The 16,279-nt window shown below is 59.0% G+C and carries 14 protein-coding genes; 13 read left to right on the top strand and 1 reads right to left on the bottom strand.

The genetic code is table 11. The annotated features are described in order from the left end of the window. Positions 1 to 74 precede the first annotated feature (74 nt). The 4 genes from NAT49_RS01445 to NAT49_RS01430 all read left to right on the top strand — a co-directional run bounded on the left by NAT49_RS01445 (position 75) and on the right by NAT49_RS01430 (position 4,984). A complete protein-coding gene (locus NAT49_RS01445) occupies positions 75 to 842 on the top strand; it encodes an RNA methyltransferase (protein ID WP_251589791.1) in 768 nt (255 codons plus the stop codon). A 59-nt stretch (positions 843 to 901) separates the two neighbouring features. Next, complete coding sequence (locus NAT49_RS01440) at positions 902 to 2,623, top strand: ABC transporter ATP-binding protein/permease (RefSeq protein WP_251589789.1); 1,722 nt, start codon at positions 902 to 904, stop codon at positions 2,621 to 2,623. Positions 2,624 to 2,727: 104 nt separating this feature from the next. Further along, positions 2,728 to 4,431 (top strand): proline--tRNA ligase, encoded by a 1,704-nt coding sequence (locus tag NAT49_RS01435; protein ID WP_251589787.1) that lies wholly within the window; start codon positions 2,728 to 2,730, stop codon positions 4,429 to 4,431. Next, complete coding sequence (locus tag NAT49_RS01430; protein ID WP_251589785.1) at positions 4,370 to 4,984, top strand: lytic transglycosylase domain-containing protein; 615 nt, start codon at positions 4,370 to 4,372, stop codon at positions 4,982 to 4,984. Before NAT49_RS01435 ends, NAT49_RS01430 begins: the two co-directional genes overlap by 62 nt. Before the next feature lie 20 nt (positions 4,985 to 5,004). Here NAT49_RS01430 and NAT49_RS01425 read toward each other — a convergent pair whose 3' ends face one another. Then, positions 5,005 to 5,511, bottom strand: coding sequence for an FKBP-type peptidyl-prolyl cis-trans isomerase (locus tag NAT49_RS01425; protein WP_251589783.1), 507 nt, complete (start codon positions 5,509 to 5,511; stop codon positions 5,005 to 5,007). Positions 5,512 to 5,782: 271 nt separating this feature from the next. On the opposite strand from NAT49_RS01425, the gene NAT49_RS01420 reads away from it, so the two are divergent. The 9 genes from NAT49_RS01420 to NAT49_RS01380 all read left to right on the top strand — a co-directional run bounded on the left by NAT49_RS01420 (position 5,783) and on the right by NAT49_RS01380 (position 16,277). After that, complete coding sequence (locus NAT49_RS01420) at positions 5,783 to 7,006, top strand: AmpG family muropeptide MFS transporter (RefSeq protein WP_251589781.1); 1,224 nt, start codon at positions 5,783 to 5,785, stop codon at positions 7,004 to 7,006. A gap of 98 nt (positions 7,007 to 7,104) precedes the next feature. Next, positions 7,105 to 7,476 carry an STAS domain-containing protein gene (locus tag NAT49_RS01415; protein ID WP_251589779.1) on the top strand — a complete coding sequence of 124 codons (372 nt, stop codon included), beginning with the start codon at positions 7,105 to 7,107 and terminating at the stop codon, positions 7,474 to 7,476. Continuing rightward, a complete protein-coding gene (locus NAT49_RS01410; protein ID WP_251589776.1) occupies positions 7,473 to 8,606 on the top strand; it encodes a polysaccharide biosynthesis/export family protein in 1,134 nt (377 codons plus the stop codon). Before NAT49_RS01415 ends, NAT49_RS01410 begins: the two co-directional genes overlap by 4 nt. 21 nt (positions 8,607 to 8,627) lie before the next feature. Next, positions 8,628 to 10,061 (top strand): GumC family protein, encoded by a 1,434-nt coding sequence (locus NAT49_RS01405; protein ID WP_251589775.1) that lies wholly within the window; start codon positions 8,628 to 8,630, stop codon positions 10,059 to 10,061. Then, positions 10,016 to 11,269 (top strand): O-antigen ligase domain-containing protein, encoded by a 1,254-nt coding sequence (locus NAT49_RS01400; protein ID WP_251589773.1) that lies wholly within the window; start codon positions 10,016 to 10,018, stop codon positions 11,267 to 11,269. The genes NAT49_RS01405 and NAT49_RS01400 overlap by 46 nt, the downstream gene beginning before the upstream one ends. Then, complete coding sequence (locus tag NAT49_RS01395) at positions 11,266 to 12,474, top strand: glycosyltransferase family 4 protein (protein ID WP_251589770.1); 1,209 nt, start codon at positions 11,266 to 11,268, stop codon at positions 12,472 to 12,474. Before NAT49_RS01400 ends, NAT49_RS01395 begins: the two co-directional genes overlap by 4 nt. Before the next feature lie 7 nt (positions 12,475 to 12,481). Next, positions 12,482 to 13,768 (top strand): oligosaccharide flippase family protein, encoded by a 1,287-nt coding sequence (locus NAT49_RS01390; RefSeq protein WP_251589768.1) that lies wholly within the window; start codon positions 12,482 to 12,484, stop codon positions 13,766 to 13,768. Beyond that, a complete protein-coding gene (locus NAT49_RS01385; protein WP_251589765.1) occupies positions 13,765 to 14,793 on the top strand; it encodes a glycosyltransferase family 2 protein in 1,029 nt (342 codons plus the stop codon). Before NAT49_RS01390 ends, NAT49_RS01385 begins: the two co-directional genes overlap by 4 nt. Next, positions 14,793 to 16,277: a WecB/TagA/CpsF family glycosyltransferase gene (locus tag NAT49_RS01380; protein WP_251589763.1), complete on the top strand. Its 1,485-nt coding sequence runs from the start codon at positions 14,793 to 14,795 to the stop codon at positions 16,275 to 16,277. Before NAT49_RS01385 ends, NAT49_RS01380 begins: the two co-directional genes overlap by 1 nt. Positions 16,278 to 16,279 lie beyond the last annotated feature (2 nt).

Genomic DNA, 16,279 nt, shown 5'->3' with positions numbered 1-16,279 from the left:
TTTTTTATGCCGTGCCTTTTAAGCGAGTGTGCTTTACGCTAGCCTGCGCACCAACCCCGCTTGATCGAGTCGCTATGCTCTCCAATATCAAAATTGTACTGGTTCAAACCTACCACCCAGGCAACATCGGTTCGGCCGCTCGAGCCATGAAAACCATGGGGCTGAACCAGCTCACGCTGGTCGCCCCACGAAGCTTTCCAGACAATAACGCGTCGGCCATGGCCGCTGGCGCTACCGACCTTCTGGAGTGCGCCACCGTTGTCGAGCGCCTGGAAGACGCCGTCAGCGACTGCACAATGGTGATCGGCGCCAGTGCCCGGCTTCGAAGCTTTCCCCTGCCGCACTTCAGCGAACCCGACGATATGGCACATCAGGTGCTCGATGAAGCCAGAAGCGGCAGTGTCGCGCTGGTGTTCGGTCGTGAGCGGTTCGGCCTGACCAATGACGAGATTCAGTGCTGCACCCATCAAATGACACTCCCGACCGCGCCCGACTACCCGGTCTTGAATCTGGCGCAAGCCGTTCAGATCTGCGCCCATGAAGTCTTTAACGCGTGGCGCAAGCTGCCGGAAAGCGACTACCGGCTGCAGGCGCCCCGGGAAGCTGAAAAACCAACGCAGGCCCAAATGCAGGCGTTTTTTCATCACCTCGAGCAGCGCCTTGACGACGCCGGCTTTCACAACCAGCCTCATGCTCGAACGTTTGATCGGCTGCGGGCGGTATTTACCCGCGCCCAGCCCAGCAAGAAAGAACTGTCGATGCTTCGAGGCATGATCAATGCCTTGCAATCGCCGACCGATGAGTCTTCCCGAGGGGAACCCGTGCGCCAAAACCCGGACTAATAGCCTGCCTGATTGAACGACTGACAACCGCGCACCGATCGATGTGTTAAGGAACTCTCTTGTCTCGACTCTTGAATACGTCCCGCCATCGCCACTTTCTGGCCAAGGTCTGGGCACTGACCAAGCCTTATTGGACAACCTCTGAAGAACGCTGGTCGGCCTGGGCGCTATTGATCACGATCATCTCGATGTCGCTCTTGATGGTCTATTTCACGGTGCTGCTCAATGAGTGGAACGGCAAGTTCTACAATGCCCTTCAAGAGCTCGATCTCGAGGCGTTCTGGTCGCTGATCGGCTACTTTTCGATTCTGGCCTCAATCTATATCTTTTTCGCGGTGCTGCAGTACTACCTCACGGCCTGGCTCAAGATTCGGTGGCGTCGCTGGCTGACCAACGTCTACTTCGACCGCTGGCTGGACAACAAGACCTATTATTTGATGGAGCTTCGCCACGACGAGTCGGACAACCCCGATCAGCGTATCTCGGAAGACATCGACCGGTTTACAGACAACACCTTGAGCCTGTCACTTGGCCTGCTGCGCTCACTTGTCTCGCTCGCAAGCTTCTCTGTCATCCTTTGGCACCTCTCCACCGCCGTGACGTTCAATCTCGGCGACACAGAAATCGCCATCCCGGGCTTCATGCTGTGGGCCGCGCTTTTATACGCGGTGATCGGCAGCGTCATCACTCACTACGTCGGCCGCCGCTTGATCTCCTTGAATTTCACTCAGCAGCGCTATGAGGCCAACTTTCGTTTCTCGATGGCAAGGCTTCGCGAAAATTCGGAGCGCATTGCACTGTACGGGGGTGAAGAGACAGAAAAGCACTTTCTGCGTCAGCGATTTACCATGGTCTGGCGCAACTTCATGAGCATCATGAACACGCAAAAATACCTGGTGGGCTTCACCTCGGCCTACAGCCAGGCAGCCATCATCTTCCCGATTCTGATCGCGGCGCCGGCGTACTTCGGCGGTGCCATGCAGCTTGGTGGGTTGATGCGGGTCGTCAACGCCTTTGGGCGCGTTCAGGATGCGTTGAGCTGGTTTGTCGATAACTACGCAGCGCTTGCCGCCTGGCGCTCGGTCGTCGATCGCTTGACCACCATGAACGAGAACATGGCCCAACTGACGCCGCCCAATCTGCGGGAAAAACAGCACTTCGACACCACCGCACACGCCATTGATCTGAATAACGTCACGCTCGGTCTGCCCGATGGCCGGTCGCTGATCAACATTGATCACCTGCGGCTCGACCCCGGTCAGCACACGCTGATCACTGCCCCCTCCGGCACCGGCAAGAGTGTTCTTTTCCGAACGCTTGCCGGCATCTGGCCCTGGTGGGAAGGCCAGATTGAGCGCAGTGAGCAACTGATGTTTCTGCCTCAAAGCCCCTATCTGCCGATCGGCACCTTGAGAGAGGCCTTGATCTACCCAGAGCGCACCACCGATCAAACCGATCAGGCACTGAAAGCGCTGCTCAAGGCGTGCCGACTGGATGCACTTGCCGAGCGTCTGGATGATTACGATCACTGGGCCCAGCAGCTCTCGCCCGGCGAGCAGCAGCGGCTGGCGTTCGCACGCGCCCTGCTCAAGGCGCCAGAGTGGCTGTTTCTGGATGAGGCAACCTCGGCGCTCGACATGGACACCGAGCGCGCGCTCTATGAGCTTCTGGCCGAGCGGCTTCCAGACACTACCCGAGTGAGCATCGCTCACCGGGACAGCCTCGGCGCATTTCACGAACACACACTCAATCTTTCAGACTTCAAGACGCCCTCACCTTGAGGGCATTGCCGGCAAGGCGGCAGGCGCTTTGCCGGAGTTCACGTTAGACCGTACAATCGGCCCCTACCTCTTCAGTTGCCCTTATAAAAAAGGAATGCGGCACGATGCGCGCCACCGATCTATTGATTTCAACGCTTAAAGAGACGCCGGCCGACGCCGAGATCATCAGCCACCAATTGATGCTGCGCGCCGGCATGATTCGCAGGCTCGCCTCCGGCCTTTACACCTGGCTGCCCCTTGGGATTAAAACCCTTCGAAAGGTCGAAGCGATCGTTCGGGAAGAGATGACCCAGGCCGGCGCTCAGGAAATACTGATGCCAGCCGTGCAACCGGGTGAGCTGTGGCAGGAGTCTGGCCGCTGGGAGCAGTACGGCCCGGAGCTTCTACGGGTGCACGACCGTCACGCGCGTGAATTCTGCATCGGCCCGACCCACGAAGAGGTCATTACCGACCTGGCTCGCCGTGAGCTTCGCTCCTACAAGCAACTGCCGGTCAATTTCTTCCAGATTCAGACCAAGTTTCGCGATGAAATCCGTCCGCGCTTTGGCGTGATGCGCTCGCGCGAATTCATCATGAAGGACGCCTACTCCTTCCACCTCGACCAGGCCTCGCTTGCCGAGACCTACCAGCGCATGTTCGACGCCTATGTGCGCGTCTTTACGCGCCTTGGCCTTGATTTTCGCGCCGTGATCGCCGACAACGGCTCCATTGGCGGTGAAGGCTCCCATGAGTTTCATGTGATTGCCGATTCCGGCGAAGACGCCATCGTGTTTTCGGCCAACTCAGACTACGCAGCCAACATGGAGAAGGCGTCCGCTGAGGCGCCCTCCGCCGAGCGTGCTGCGCCGACGGCGCCGATGTCGCTGATCGATACACCGAACGCCAAGACCATCAAGGCGCTGGTCGACGAGCACGGTCTTGCGATCGAAAAAACCATCAAGACCTTGATCGTTCATGGCGAAGACGGCCTCGTCGCGCTTTTGGTGCGCGGTGATCACGAGCTTAACGAAGTCAAGGCCGAGCACCTGCCTCAGGTGAAAGCGCCGCTGACCATGGCAAGCGATGAGGAAGTTCGAAACGCAGTAGGCGCCGGATTCGGCTCAATCGGCCCTGTAGGTCTCGACCTTCCCGCCGTTATAGACCGGGATGTGGCAGTCATGAGCGATTTTGCGGCCGGCGCGAACCAGGATGGCAAGCACTACGTCAACATCAACTGGGAGCGAGATCTGCCACTGCCCGAGGTTGCCGACATTCGCAACGTGGTCGCAGGTGACCCGGCCCCGGACGGCTCCGGCGCACTGTCGATTGCCCGCGGCATCGAGGTCGGTCATGTGTTCCAGCTCGGCTGCAAGTATTCCGAGGCCATGGGCGCGACCGTGCTCGATGAAACCGGCCAGGCCGTGCCCATGAGCATGGGCTGCTACGGCATCGGAGTCTCACGCATCGTGGCGGCTGCCATCGAGCAGAATCACGATGAGCAGGGCATTACCTGGCCGCAGGCGCTCGCACCGTTCGATGTCGCGCTGGTGCCGATGAATGCGCACAAGTCAGAGGCCGTTCGCGAGGCGTCGGAAGCGCTTTATCAGACGCTTACAAGCGCCGGGTTCGATGTCCTGCTCGATGATCGTGACCTTCGCCCCGGCAACAAGTTTGCCGACCTCGAGCTTCTGGGCGTGCCACATCGGATTGTCATCGGTGATCGAGGGCTTAAAACGGGTGAGTACGAATACAAGGGACGACGAGACAGTGACGCTACGATGGTGGCGCAAGACGCGATCATCGAACACCTTCACACGGTGGGCCGTTAACCTCGGCCTAAGCGCCTGCGTATCACTTCTGAGTGCAGCCCCGGCAGGGGCTGCACTGACCGACGAATCAAGCCTGCTCGCTGCCCTCCCCACCGCCTCTACCAGCTACTTCGATACCGACCTCGACGCCCGTGTCTGGCAGCTCGACATGGATTTCAGGTTGAGCCGTTACCTCTCGGATGCCACCTTTCGCCATGGCTTTTTGACGCTGATTATTCAGGAATCCAGCCGAGCTGGGCTATCGCCCGAGCTGGTGCTGTCGGTGATCGAGGTGGAAAGCCTTTTTGACCCCAGGGCGGTATCGCCGGCCGGCGCTGTCGGCCTCATGCAGATCATGCCGTTTTGGAAAACGGTGTTTGACCGCCCTGGCGACGACTTGCTCGACCCTGCCACCAACCTCCGCTACGGCTGTGCGATTTTAGCGCACTACCTCAAACGAAGCGGCGGCGACATGACGCAGGCCCTGGCACGCTACAACGGAAGCCTTGGCCAGACATGGTACCCAGAGCGCGTCATGCGCGCCTGGGATCACAATTGGTGGGTCATGCGCTGACGTCTGAAAGGGTAAGAAGCTCAGAGCTTCTTATCCTCGACCTCCGAAGGCTGCACACTCGGGTCGAGCGGATGGCCCTTGGCAAGCTCGGCGCGAGTGGCCTCGCGCTGATCAAGCAGTTCGACGTAATAATTGAGCGTGCGACCGGCCAGCGGATGATTGGCATCCACGGTGACAGCGTTTTCATCAATATCGACCACCGTGACGGTCCGCGCGCCATCTGGCCCGTTGGCTTCGAAGCGCATACCCGGGGCCAACTCGGCATTGCCGAATGCAGCGCGGTTGACGGACTGCATCAACGCTTCGTTGCGCTCACCGTAGGCGTTTGCAGGATCGATTGTGATCTCGAACGTCTCGCCTGGCGTTCGCCCGTCGATTTCATGTTCGAGTGCCGTCATGATGTTGGCATGACCGTGGAGATAATAAAGCGGTTTGGCCCGCTTGAAGGAGTCATCGAGCACTCGGTGGCGCTCATCGCGCAGTACATAGTGAAACCCGACGACTTGATGCGATTCTATTGGGGTCATTCAAAACCTTCTTGCTGCCCTGGACGAAAAACTCTGCGCCTCATTTCGAGGAAAGCGGTGCAAAACGGCGCATCTTACTTTGTTACATGATGGCATGAGTCAAGTAACCTTTCGATGTTGAATGCGCTTTTTGGCCGTCTTTCACAGCGTTCAACGGCTTTTTTCGAGGCCGCGCGTTTCGAACGCCTTGCGAAGGGGCAATCGCCATGCGACCTTTGCACTGCATCGCGGCCACGGGTCGTTCATATCCAGGTAAGGAAGCAGGCTCACGGTGATCAGTACCTCCCGTCTTTCAATGATTCGTCGTCACGTCATCACCTTCTTGATGGGCTTTGCCTCCGGGTTGCCCCTGCTGTTGACCGGCAGTGTGCTACAGGCCTGGATGACCGACTCAGGCGTGTCGCTCGAAAACGTGGGACTTCTGGCCCTGGTCGGGCTGCCGTATACCCTGAAGTTCGCCTGGGCGCCGCTGTTGGACCGCTTTCATCTGCCGTTTCTCGGACGACGACGCGGCTGGCTTTTGATCACCCAGGCCCTGCTTGTTGGCATGCTGATCGTGATGGCACTGACTGATCCGGCCATCACGCCCCTGTTCATGGGGCTGGTCGCCCTCGGCGTCAGCTTCCTGAGCGCCACTCAGGACATCGTGATCGATGCCTACCGCCGTGAACACCTGCCGGACAACGAGCTGGGGCTTGGGTCAGGGTTTTACGTCTACGGCTATCGTGTCGGCATGCTGCTCGCCTCCGGCGGCGGTCTAATGCTTGCCGATGTCATTGGCTTTACCCAAACCTACCTGCTCATGGCCGGCCTTCTTGGCGTGGCCATGCTGGTCACGCTCTGGGCACCGGAGCCGGTACGGGTCGAGATGGCGCCGCCACGCAAGTTTCACCAGACCTTTCTGGACCCTATCGTCAACTTCATCAGCCGCCCCGGTGCCTTCGGTCTGTTGCTGTTCATTTTGCTGTACAAGCTTGGCGACTCGGTGGCAGGCAATTTGACCACCCCCTTCTATAAGGCCCTTGGGTTTACCAATGCCGAAATTGGCGCCACGGTCAAAATCTTCGGGTTGTGGCCACTTCTGGGCGGCATCTTTATCGGCGGCCTTTTGATCATGCGCTGGGGTATTTACCGCTCGCTGGTGATCTTCGGAATTCTGCAGATGCTCTCGACCGCCGGATTCGTGCTCCTGAATCACATGGGCCATCACCTCTACTGGCTCGCCGCTGTAGTCAGCTTCGAAAACGTGGCCGCCGGCATGGGAACTGCCGCCTTCACGGCGTTCATGGCGTCGCTGACCGACAAGCGCTTCACGGCCGGCCAATACGCCCTGTTGTCATCCGTCATGGGCCTGCCTCGCGTGGTTATCGCCGCCCCCAGTGGCTATCTGGCCGACAGCGTCGGCTGGGATGGCTTCTTTATCGTCTGCACGCTGGTTGCGCTTCCGGGGCTACTGCTGCTGCTTAGGCTCAAGCGGTATCTCGTAAGCGCCTAATTGGCGCTTATATAGAGCGCTTTTCTTCACAAGGAATTTCTTAACTATTTCCTTGTAGCGCCGTTAGTTACCTCATCAAACAGCATGAGGTTGTAACGATGCGCCATATTTTCGCTCTCGATGAAGCCCATATGCTGCTGATCCCCCCGGCGGACTTTACCGGGGAGGACGCTTACCAGTTCAAGGTGCTCATCAAGGACTATTTCGCAAGCTATCCGCTCGCTGACGGCGCCGACCTCTATTTCGATGTGCATCCGGTCACCCGGATCGATGCCCGCGGCCTGTCGGTCATGGCTTTTTTGCACACCGATATCGCCCACCGCCCGCTCAAGGTGATTGAACCGTCGAAAAACATGCTGCGACACCTTGAGTCGCTGCGCCTGTTCGAGCATTTCGACATTTATTTCGATCGCAAGTACGTCATGCCGATCCTGCTGAGTGGCGCAGACGATCGCCGGTACGCCTCATGATCGCGCGCGTTGCATGTGGCTTGATGGGCATGGCCCTGTTGATTGTCAGCGGATGCACCCCGATCTCGCACAGCCGCGTATCGCCAGAGGCTTACTGGCAGAATCAGCAGAACTGGACAAACGCACTGACTGCCGTCCCGGCCTATCCGGGCTATCTGGAAGAGCTTAACCGACAGCAGCTCTCGCCGGGTGATCGCGTAAAAATCACGATTGCCGCCGGCGAGCATTTCAATGGGCTTTATGAAATCGATCATGACGGCACGCTGCGCATGCCCTGGATTACACCAACCCAGGTTACCGGTCGTACCGTCGAGGATGTATCGAAAACCCTTGCGGCCAAGCTCGAGGACGAGGGCCTTTTCAGGCGCGGGCTTGCCTACGTAACGGTTCAGCTTCACAGCTGGGCACCGATTAGCGTGCGCATCGAAGGGGCGGTTTTCAATCCCGGCCGCGTCGACATCAGCGCCCGCAGCGCCATCGACCGCAGCGAGCGTCAGGCTGTGGCCTCAGGAGAGGCAGGCTCCGGTCGGCGGCTTTCGAACGCCATTGCCGCCGCCGGCGGCGTCAGGCCCGATGCCGACATCCACAGGGTCACCTTGATCCGAAACGAGGTTCACTTCGACATCGACCTCTCCGGGTTTCTGGATGGCACCACGGTGATCGACCCCTACCTTCAGGCGGGCGATCGCCTGATCATCGAAAGTTCCGGCTATTTTTCACCCGCCCTGATGCGTCCGCTGCCCATTACCCTGCCAGGCCTCAAGATCTATGCCTCGAATCTGACGCTTCCGGCCTCACACAACGCAGGCTCCGCGCTCAACGAAGACGCAATGAGCTTTCCCTATGGCGCACGCTTTCTGCAGGCTGCGATTAAATCGAACTGTGTCGGGGGCACACAGGCAACCTCGGGCGGCCGCCACATCGTGTTGATCAGTACTGACCTGATCACCGGCAAACCGGTGGTCATCGAGCGCTCGGCCGGCGAACTGGTCAGAAACTCCAACGACACTGGCATCAACCCATGGCTGATGCCCGGCGACACTGTCAGCTGCTACGACTCGGGGGTGACAAATCTCAGAGATGTTGCCAAAACCATCACGGAACTGGTTCTGCCGTTTAGCCTGTTCTAGTCGGTTAGGGAACCCCTACTGATGCGCCTACGTCTGCCTAAATTCACTCTGCATCGACGCCTGCTTGCCTGGGTCTGGCGGTGGGTGGCCTATGGCTCCAGCATGCGCCTGTCCAAACGGCTGGCCACCTATCTCATTTTGCTTGGAAGCATCTGGGGCGCGATCTGGGCGATCGCGATAACCCTGGTGTCGACCGCACCTACCGCCTACACCACCCGCTGGGTGGTGATCCTGCCCGGCACGGGCGCGGGTCTTGCAGTCAGTCTCGAAAGCATTGGGCAGGCCAGTGCTCAATCAAGCTCCCCCTATGGCAATACCTCGGTCGACCCCAAGGTCAACTACCAAGCCATCGCAACCAGTGATCCGGTGCTTTTAAAGGCCGCTGAAAAAAGCGCATCAAGCTACGACGATTTCGCCTCGCTCAAGATCAAGCTGGTCGACCAGACCGCATTGATGAACTTCAGTATCACCGCCCCAACGGCCGAGCAGGCGTATCAAAAAGCCATTTCCCACTATCAGTCCCTGCAAGAGGTGCTGGCGTTTTTGCGAAAGGACGAATTTGCCACCCGTGAGCAGTCAACGCGCCTGTCGGTCGATATCTATGAAAAGACGCTCAAGCAAACCGAACGCAAGCTGCTCGAGTTCCAACGCCAATCGAAGATTGTCTCCGCCGACCAGTTTCAGTCACTTCTTGTCTCGCTTAGCAATCTCAAGGAAAAAATCGACCAGACCAACGCGCAGCTGGACGCGGCCAAGATCAAGCGCGACACCCTGATGGCACGCCTGGGCGTGAGCTCAACGCAGGCAGGCCAAGCGCTTGTGCTACACCGTGACGCCGAATTTCAGGCCCTGATGCAGGAGCGCGCAACGCTTGGCTCAACCATTGCCGAACAGCGCGGCAAATGGGGCGCGCGCCACCCGGAGGTCTTGACCAGCCAGGCCGGGCTCGACGCGCTTGATCGCGAAATGCTTACCCGAGCGCGACAGCTTCTGTCCTCGTCACTGACCCGCGCCGAATTCAAGACACTGAGCGGATTCGCCAGCCGGAGCACGCAAGAGGCCCTTATTCAACAGATCGTTTCGTTTGAAATCACCTATCGTGGCTTGAAAAGCGAGCTCGATAACTACCGCATCACCTATCAGGCCCGGGAGCGCACGCTTAACGATACGGTCGAGGAAGCAGCGCGGCTTCAAGCCCTTCAGCGCGAACAGCAGGTGGCGACAGCGGTCTACACCACCGCACTTGCCAAGATGGACATCGCCAAGATCGACCCGTTCACCAGCTACCCGATGCTTCAGATGCTCGCACCGCCACTGATGCCAGAGCAGCCCGATAAGCTCGGCAAGAAACTCACGCTCCTGGGCGCCGTTGGAGCCACGCTCTTCGCGACCATCGGTATGGTGCTGCTATGGATTCGAAAACCCTATCTCCGCAAACTCCAGAAGAGCGAATAGTCTGGCTCTCGATCACAGCGACCTACCCGATCTATGTAATCGGAGGTCTTTATGTGCTGGCACCGGTGCTTGCGTGGTCACTGCTTGGGTATTACGTGCTCCTGTGCATCAAGAAAGAGCGCACCTTTCCAAAACTGCCGTTCCCGATCTGGGCCTGGATTATCGGCATGATCGTGATGGAGGTGGCGCTGTTGATGGGGCACATGATCAACGACCTCGGCACCGGCAAGACCATCAAGTCTTCTATTGGCTGGGCCAAGGGCTGGGCGCTTCTGGCGGTCTTTCCGATCCTTGGTTGCCTGCCGATTCGTATCGAATTGATCGCCCGGGCCTGCATGAAGGTCTGTCTCTATACCATCCTGCTGCTGCCGGTGTTTGTCGGCGCCTGGGCCGCGGGCCTGCCTCAAACCCCCTACATCTCACCACTGAAAGCCATCGGCGGGCCGGGTCCGGAGTTCTTTGCACTGTCGCTATATGAGATCGACCCCGGTTCCGGCCTGCCCCGCTGGCGTCTTTTCACCCCATGGGCGCCCGCGGTGGGCTTTGTTGCCAACATCTACTTCGTGTTCGCCCTGATCGAGCAGAACAAGCGCTGGAAGGCCATCGGCATGTTCGGAAGTGTTTTGATGATTCTGATGTCGGGCTCGCGCATGGCGCTGGTCGCGATTGTCTTGATCGTGGGTGGCCAGTTTTTCCTGCAGCGGCTTAAAACGCCAGGGCTCTGGTTCACCGCCAGCGGCGCCACGCTTGGCCTTGGCGTCATCGGGGAACAACTTCTGGAAGCGATCGACTCGTTCATCACCGGCTTCAAAAATTCCAGGGCGGATTCGACCCGCGTACGTGCGGCTCTTGGGCGCATCGCGGTACATCGCTGGAAAACCGAAAACCCGACCTGGGGACACGGCATCGTCGAACGCGGACCACACCTGGTCGAATACATGCCGATCGGCTCACATCACAGCTGGTATGGGCTCTTGTTCGTCAAGGGCATTGTCGGCTTCTACGCCTTGGCCGCCCCCATGGCCATAAGCTTTCTCCACCTCCTTTTCCACGCGCCAAACTCAGACATCGCCCGCAGCGGACTGATCATGGTGGGTCTTCTTGTCGTTTACTCCTTCGGTGAGAACCTCGAGATTCTGGCGTACCTCATCTGGCCGGGGCTAATGCTGATCGGCAAGGCCCATCACGATGCGAGGCTCAAGCAATGAGCGATAAGCTGGCTGTTCTCTACATCATTCCACGCTATTGGCCGGCGGTCGGCGGCGCCGAGCTTCATACCCGCGAGCTTTTAAAACACAGTGATCGTATCGAGGCAACGGTCGCCTGTATCGCCCAGGACAGCAACAGCCTGCTGGAAGTGGCAGTGACTGATTCGAACCCAGCCATCATCGACGAGGACGGCCCGGCCGTGGTTCGCCTTCGCGCCCATGGCAAAACGCGTGGGCTCTTGAGCCGGCTCGGGGGCCTTGTCGGAACAACGCGCTGGGTGCGACCGCTTTACACGTACCTCCTCAAAAAGGCGTTGAGACCTCAGCTCGAGCAGCTGATCGAGCGCGCTGATGCAGTACACGTGATCTACAACGGCATGACCGGGCTTGCCGAGCTGGCCGAAAGCCTCGCTCGAAAGCATCAGGTTCCGTTCGTATTCACGCCGCTGTGCGGCGAAGTCGGCGTGGCATCGGCCTGGACAACGCCACGGTTCAAGCGCCTTTATCGCCGCGCCAACGCGGTCATCGGGCTGACCGCGTTCGAGCGCGATTGGCTGATCAAGCAAGGCGCGGCCTCGGAGCGCACCCATATCATTCCGGTCTCGACCCTACTTTCAAATACCTTTGATGCCGACGAATTTCGCCGAACCCATGGCCTCGGCGAGGCGCCTGTTCTGTTGTTTCTCGGCCGCCATGATCAGCTAAAAGGCGTTCACTTGCTTCATAACGCACTCGGCCCCGTTTGGGCGCGCGTGCCTGAGCTTCGAGTGGTGATGATGGGTCCGGATGGCCAAGTGCAGTTCGAACACGATCACAGCGATGACCCACGGCTCATACGTATTCCCATGCCCTCCCAGCACGACAAGGCCTCGGCGCTTGCGACCTGCGACCTTTTGTGTGTTCCGTCGCTTCACGAAGGGCTCGGTGTGGTGTTTTTAGAAGCGTGGTCGTTCGAAAAGCCGGTAATTGCGCTCGATCTTCCGGTCTTAAAAGAGGTGATTGGTCATAAAGAAGCCGGGCTGCTCGGCCGTTTAGATGGAAAGGACCTACATGAGAAAATTCTTTTACTACTGAACGACTCGACGCTTCGACACACACTGGGCCGTGAGGGCCACCGCCGGTTGACCACGCTCTACCATTGGCCGGCACTCACCCAGCGACTGGAAGCGCTTTATACCCAACTGGTGTCATCCCGATCACAATGAGGTTGTCATGCCGAACACGCTGAAACCCAAAGCGCTCTTGAACCGGCTTCGTACCGAAAAGCCGTCGTTCGGCCGCAATATGCTGTGGATGGCGTTGACTCAGGGCGTGCATCGCATCGCCCGACTCGGCGCGACGCTGATCGCGGCGCGCCTTCTAATGCCGGAAGCGTTCGGTATCGCCGCGATCGTTTTGACCGTGCATGAGCTTGTCAACGCCATCACCCATTCAGCGTTCGTGCCCGCACTGGTTCAGGCACGAGACGATGCCTTTGACATGCTTTGCAATCATGCTCACCGCCTGAACTGGCTTTTGTGCATTCTTTTGATGGGGCTTCAGTGTGCCATCGGCTACGGCGTAAGCCTTGCCTATAACGACCCGATTCTGTTCCCGGCCATCGCGGTGCTGTCACTGAGCTTTCTGTGCCTGCCGCCAGCCACGATCCACGCCGCCAAGGTGTTACGCGAAAACCGGCTCAACGTGGTCGCCCGTGCCGAAATGGGCCAGAGCCTGGGCGAGGCGGTATTGATCATCGTGTTCGCAGTGGCAGGGTTTGGGTTCTGGGCGCTGGTTCTGCCCAAGCTTCTGACCGCCCCCTACTGGACCTATGTCTACCGCAGGGCAACAAGCTGGACACCTACGCCGCCAAACCACTGGCGTATTCCTCCCGCACTGACCCGATTTTCCGGCCCGATGATCGGCAACGAGGTGGTCTTTGCGCTCAGAAACCACATGGATTATCTGCTGATCGGTTTTTTCCTGAGCCTTGACGTTCTGGGGGTCTACTACTTTGCCTTCAACGCGGGGCTTGGGTTGAGCCTTGGCCTGCTGCGCGCCTATTCCACCGCCCTGTTTCCTCATCTCTGCGCCACCAGCGAAGCCCAAAAGGGCGACAGCATGCTTCGGGGCATGCGTCTGTTCGCCCGTTTTGCGGTGCCGGTCATTCTGGCTCAGTGCCTGTTGGCGCCCTGGTACGTTCCCATTCTCTTCGGCGAGCGCTGGGTCGAACTGGGCGCTCTGCCCATTCTGATTCTGATCTGTCTGTCGGCACTGCCACGCATCGTACTCGACACCTGCTCCCAGGGCCTTCGCGCGGCTGGCGTACCCGGTATCGATCTCAAACTGCAACTGCTGACCACGGTGCTGTTCGGCGTGGGCATGATGGCAGGTCTTCCCTGGGGCATTCAGGGCGTTGCCACCGGCATCTTGATCGGAACGACCCTTGCGGCATTGCCTGCCTACGCCCTGACGCACCGACGTCTCGCCCCCACAACGCCCGAGGTACTCTCACCATGACGCCCCTGTTTTCCGTAATCATGCCCATGTACAACGTCGAGGCGTTTATCGAGCATGCCATCGACAGCGTGCTTGCCCAGACCGTGACCGATTTCGAGCTTTTGATCGTTGACGATGTCGCCACCGATGGCAGCCGAGCCATATGCGAGCGCTACGACGACCCACGGCTTCGTATACTGACCCACCCTGTCAATCGAGGCCTTGCCGGCGCTCGAAATACCGGCGTGCGCGCCGCGCAGGGGGAGTACATTGCCTTTATCGATTCCGACGACATCTGGCTTCCGGGCAAGCTCGCCGCACATCAGCGCCACTTCGAAACCGCACCTCGTGTTGGCCTTTCCTTTTCACGCTCAGCCTTCATCGACGCCGCCGGCGCGCCCATGAATTACTATCAGATGCCCCGGCTGAGTGACATCGACCCCGAGTATCTTTTTTGCCGCAACCCGGTCGGTAATGGCTCGGCGCCGGTGATGCGCCGAGAAGCGCTCGAGGACATCGCTTTTATTGCCGACATCGCGGGCGAAAACCATGCCTCCTGCTATTTCGATGAACAGCTACGGCGCAGCGAAGACATCGAGTGTTGGGTGCGGCTGGCGCTTACGACCCATTGGGATATCGAAGGCCTCAATGCTCCGTTAACCCTATACCGACTCAACGCCGGCGGTCTCTCGGCCTCACTCGACCAGCAGTTCGCTTCCTGGGTCGAGCTGGTCGAAAAGACCCGCGGTTACGCCCCGGACTTCATTGCCCGCGCCGAAAAGCGCGCAAGGGCCTATCAGCTTCGCTACCTCGCCCGTCAGGCCATCCGGCTGCGGGACGGGCGCTACGCCCTGAAGGCACTGTTGAGAGCGACGAAAAGCTGGCCGGGCATCTGGCTGGATGAGCCGGGGCGCACAGTCGCCACCACTGGCGCAGCCATCTTACTTGGCACCATCCCGACACGGCTTTATCTGTTTTTCGAAGCCATCGCGCAGTCCATCATCGGCAGCGCTCAGCGCCGTCGCATCAACTCGGGGGATGTCTGATGGGGTTACACGCCTATAGTGTCGAACTGGAAAACGAGCAGGCACCACCGCGCCCGACTGTCACCGTTCTCGGGCTGCCGTTTGTCAATATCAGCCGCGAGGAAGCGCTTGAGGCCCTGTTTGACTACATGCGCGCCCCGCACACCAACGCAACGGTGCATTTCATCAATGCTCACTGCGCCAACGTCGCTCAAAACCATCCCCGCTATTATCAGGCGCTTTTGAACGCCAACATGGTGCTGCCGGATGGCAGCGGCGTAGCCATCGCGTGCAAGCGCGTAGGCGAATCACTGGTTGCCAACCTAAATGGCACGGACCTTTTTCCACTGATCTGTGAGCAGATGGCAGAGGAAGGGCTTCGGCTGTTCCTGCTTGGCGCAGCGCCGGGTGTGGCCGATACCATGGCGGATAAGCTCAAGCAGCGCTTTCCAAAGCTTGAGATTGTTGGCGTACAGCATGGCTTTTTCGGTACCACCGGCACCGATCAGGTCATCGACAAGATCAATGAGGCGCGCCCCGACCTCCTGTGCGTTGCCATGGGCGTACCGCATCAGGAGCTTTGGGTCGAACGCTATCGCCATCGACTCAAGGTCAAACTGGCCATGGGTGTAGGTGGGCTATTTGATTTCAGCGCCGAGAAAGTCAGTCGCGCGCCGAAATGGCTGCGCTCGATCGGCATGGAATGGAGCTGGCGACTGATGCAGGAACCCGGGCGCATGTGGAAGCGCTACGTGGTCGGCAATCCAGTCTTTCTTTTGAACATCACACGACACGGTCAGCGCCCGTGCCGACGTCTTCGGAGCTACCTGGAAGGCGACTATCCAACCTTTTACAAATGGCGCTCGTTTGCACGGCGCTGTTGGTGGTTATTCAGACGCTGGTACGGCCCGAAGGCCCGGCGGCTTCTGGACATCGGTCTATCACTGTCGATTCTCGGTTTTGGCGGGCCTTTTCTGGTGCTGGTCATGCTCTGGATCAAGCTCGACTCCAGGGGCCCGATCTTTTTCAGCCAGACCCGCGTCGGTCAATCCGGCAGCCTGTTCAAGATGTGGAAATTCCGCTCGATGTACGTTGATGCCGAGGAACGCCTGAGAGAGCTTACCGAGCGCAACGAATCGTCTGGCAACGTGCTGTTCAAGATGAAAAAGGACCCACGGATCACCACACCCGGGCGAATCATTCGAAAACTGTCGATCGATGAGATCCCGCAGCTCTGGAACGTCTTGAAGGGAGACATGGCGCTGGTCGGCCCAAGGCCCGCCCTGCCTCGGGAAGTCGCGCTTTACGAAGCCCGCGCACGGATGCGTCTTGACGCACGTCCAGGGCTGACCGGGCTTTGGCAGGTATCCGGCCGGTCTGACCTGTCGTTTGACGAACAGATCAACCTCGACCTGTTCTACCTGCACCGACAGGGCATCCGTGAAGACATCAAGCTGCTTCTAAGAACCATACCCGCCGTCATCAAGGGGCGTGGGGCGTACTGAGG

It is taken from the genome of Larsenimonas suaedae, from assembly GCF_023712105.1.
In the GTDB taxonomy this organism is placed as follows: domain Bacteria; phylum Pseudomonadota; class Gammaproteobacteria; order Pseudomonadales; family Halomonadaceae; genus Larsenimonas; species Larsenimonas suaedae.
The sequence above is the reverse complement of the archived record's forward strand: the minus strand, read 5'-3'. Positions and strand labels throughout refer to the sequence as shown.

Coding starts and splice junctions, on each gene's coding strand:
- NAT49_RS01445 (WP_251589791.1), top strand. CDS start 75: ATGCTCTCCAATATCAAAATTGTACTGGTTCAAACCTACCACCCAGGC.
- NAT49_RS01435 (WP_251589787.1), top strand. CDS start 2,728: ATGCGCGCCACCGATCTATTGATTTCAACGCTTAAAGAGACGCCGGCC.
- NAT49_RS01425 (WP_251589783.1), bottom strand. CDS start 5,511: ATGACCCCAATAGAATCGCATCAAGTCGTCGGGTTTCACTATGTACTG.
- NAT49_RS01415 (WP_251589779.1), top strand. CDS start 7,105: ATGCGCCATATTTTCGCTCTCGATGAAGCCCATATGCTGCTGATCCCC.
- NAT49_RS01410 (WP_251589776.1), top strand. CDS start 7,473: ATGATCGCGCGCGTTGCATGTGGCTTGATGGGCATGGCCCTGTTGATT.
- NAT49_RS01405 (WP_251589775.1), top strand. CDS start 8,628: ATGCGCCTACGTCTGCCTAAATTCACTCTGCATCGACGCCTGCTTGCC.
- NAT49_RS01400 (WP_251589773.1), top strand. CDS start 10,016: ATGGATTCGAAAACCCTATCTCCGCAAACTCCAGAAGAGCGAATAGTC.
- NAT49_RS01395 (WP_251589770.1), top strand. CDS start 11,266: ATGAGCGATAAGCTGGCTGTTCTCTACATCATTCCACGCTATTGGCCG.
- NAT49_RS01390 (WP_251589768.1), top strand. CDS start 12,482: ATGCCGAACACGCTGAAACCCAAAGCGCTCTTGAACCGGCTTCGTACC.
- NAT49_RS01385 (WP_251589765.1), top strand. CDS start 13,765: ATGACGCCCCTGTTTTCCGTAATCATGCCCATGTACAACGTCGAGGCG.
- NAT49_RS01380 (WP_251589763.1), top strand. CDS start 14,793: ATGGGGTTACACGCCTATAGTGTCGAACTGGAAAACGAGCAGGCACCA.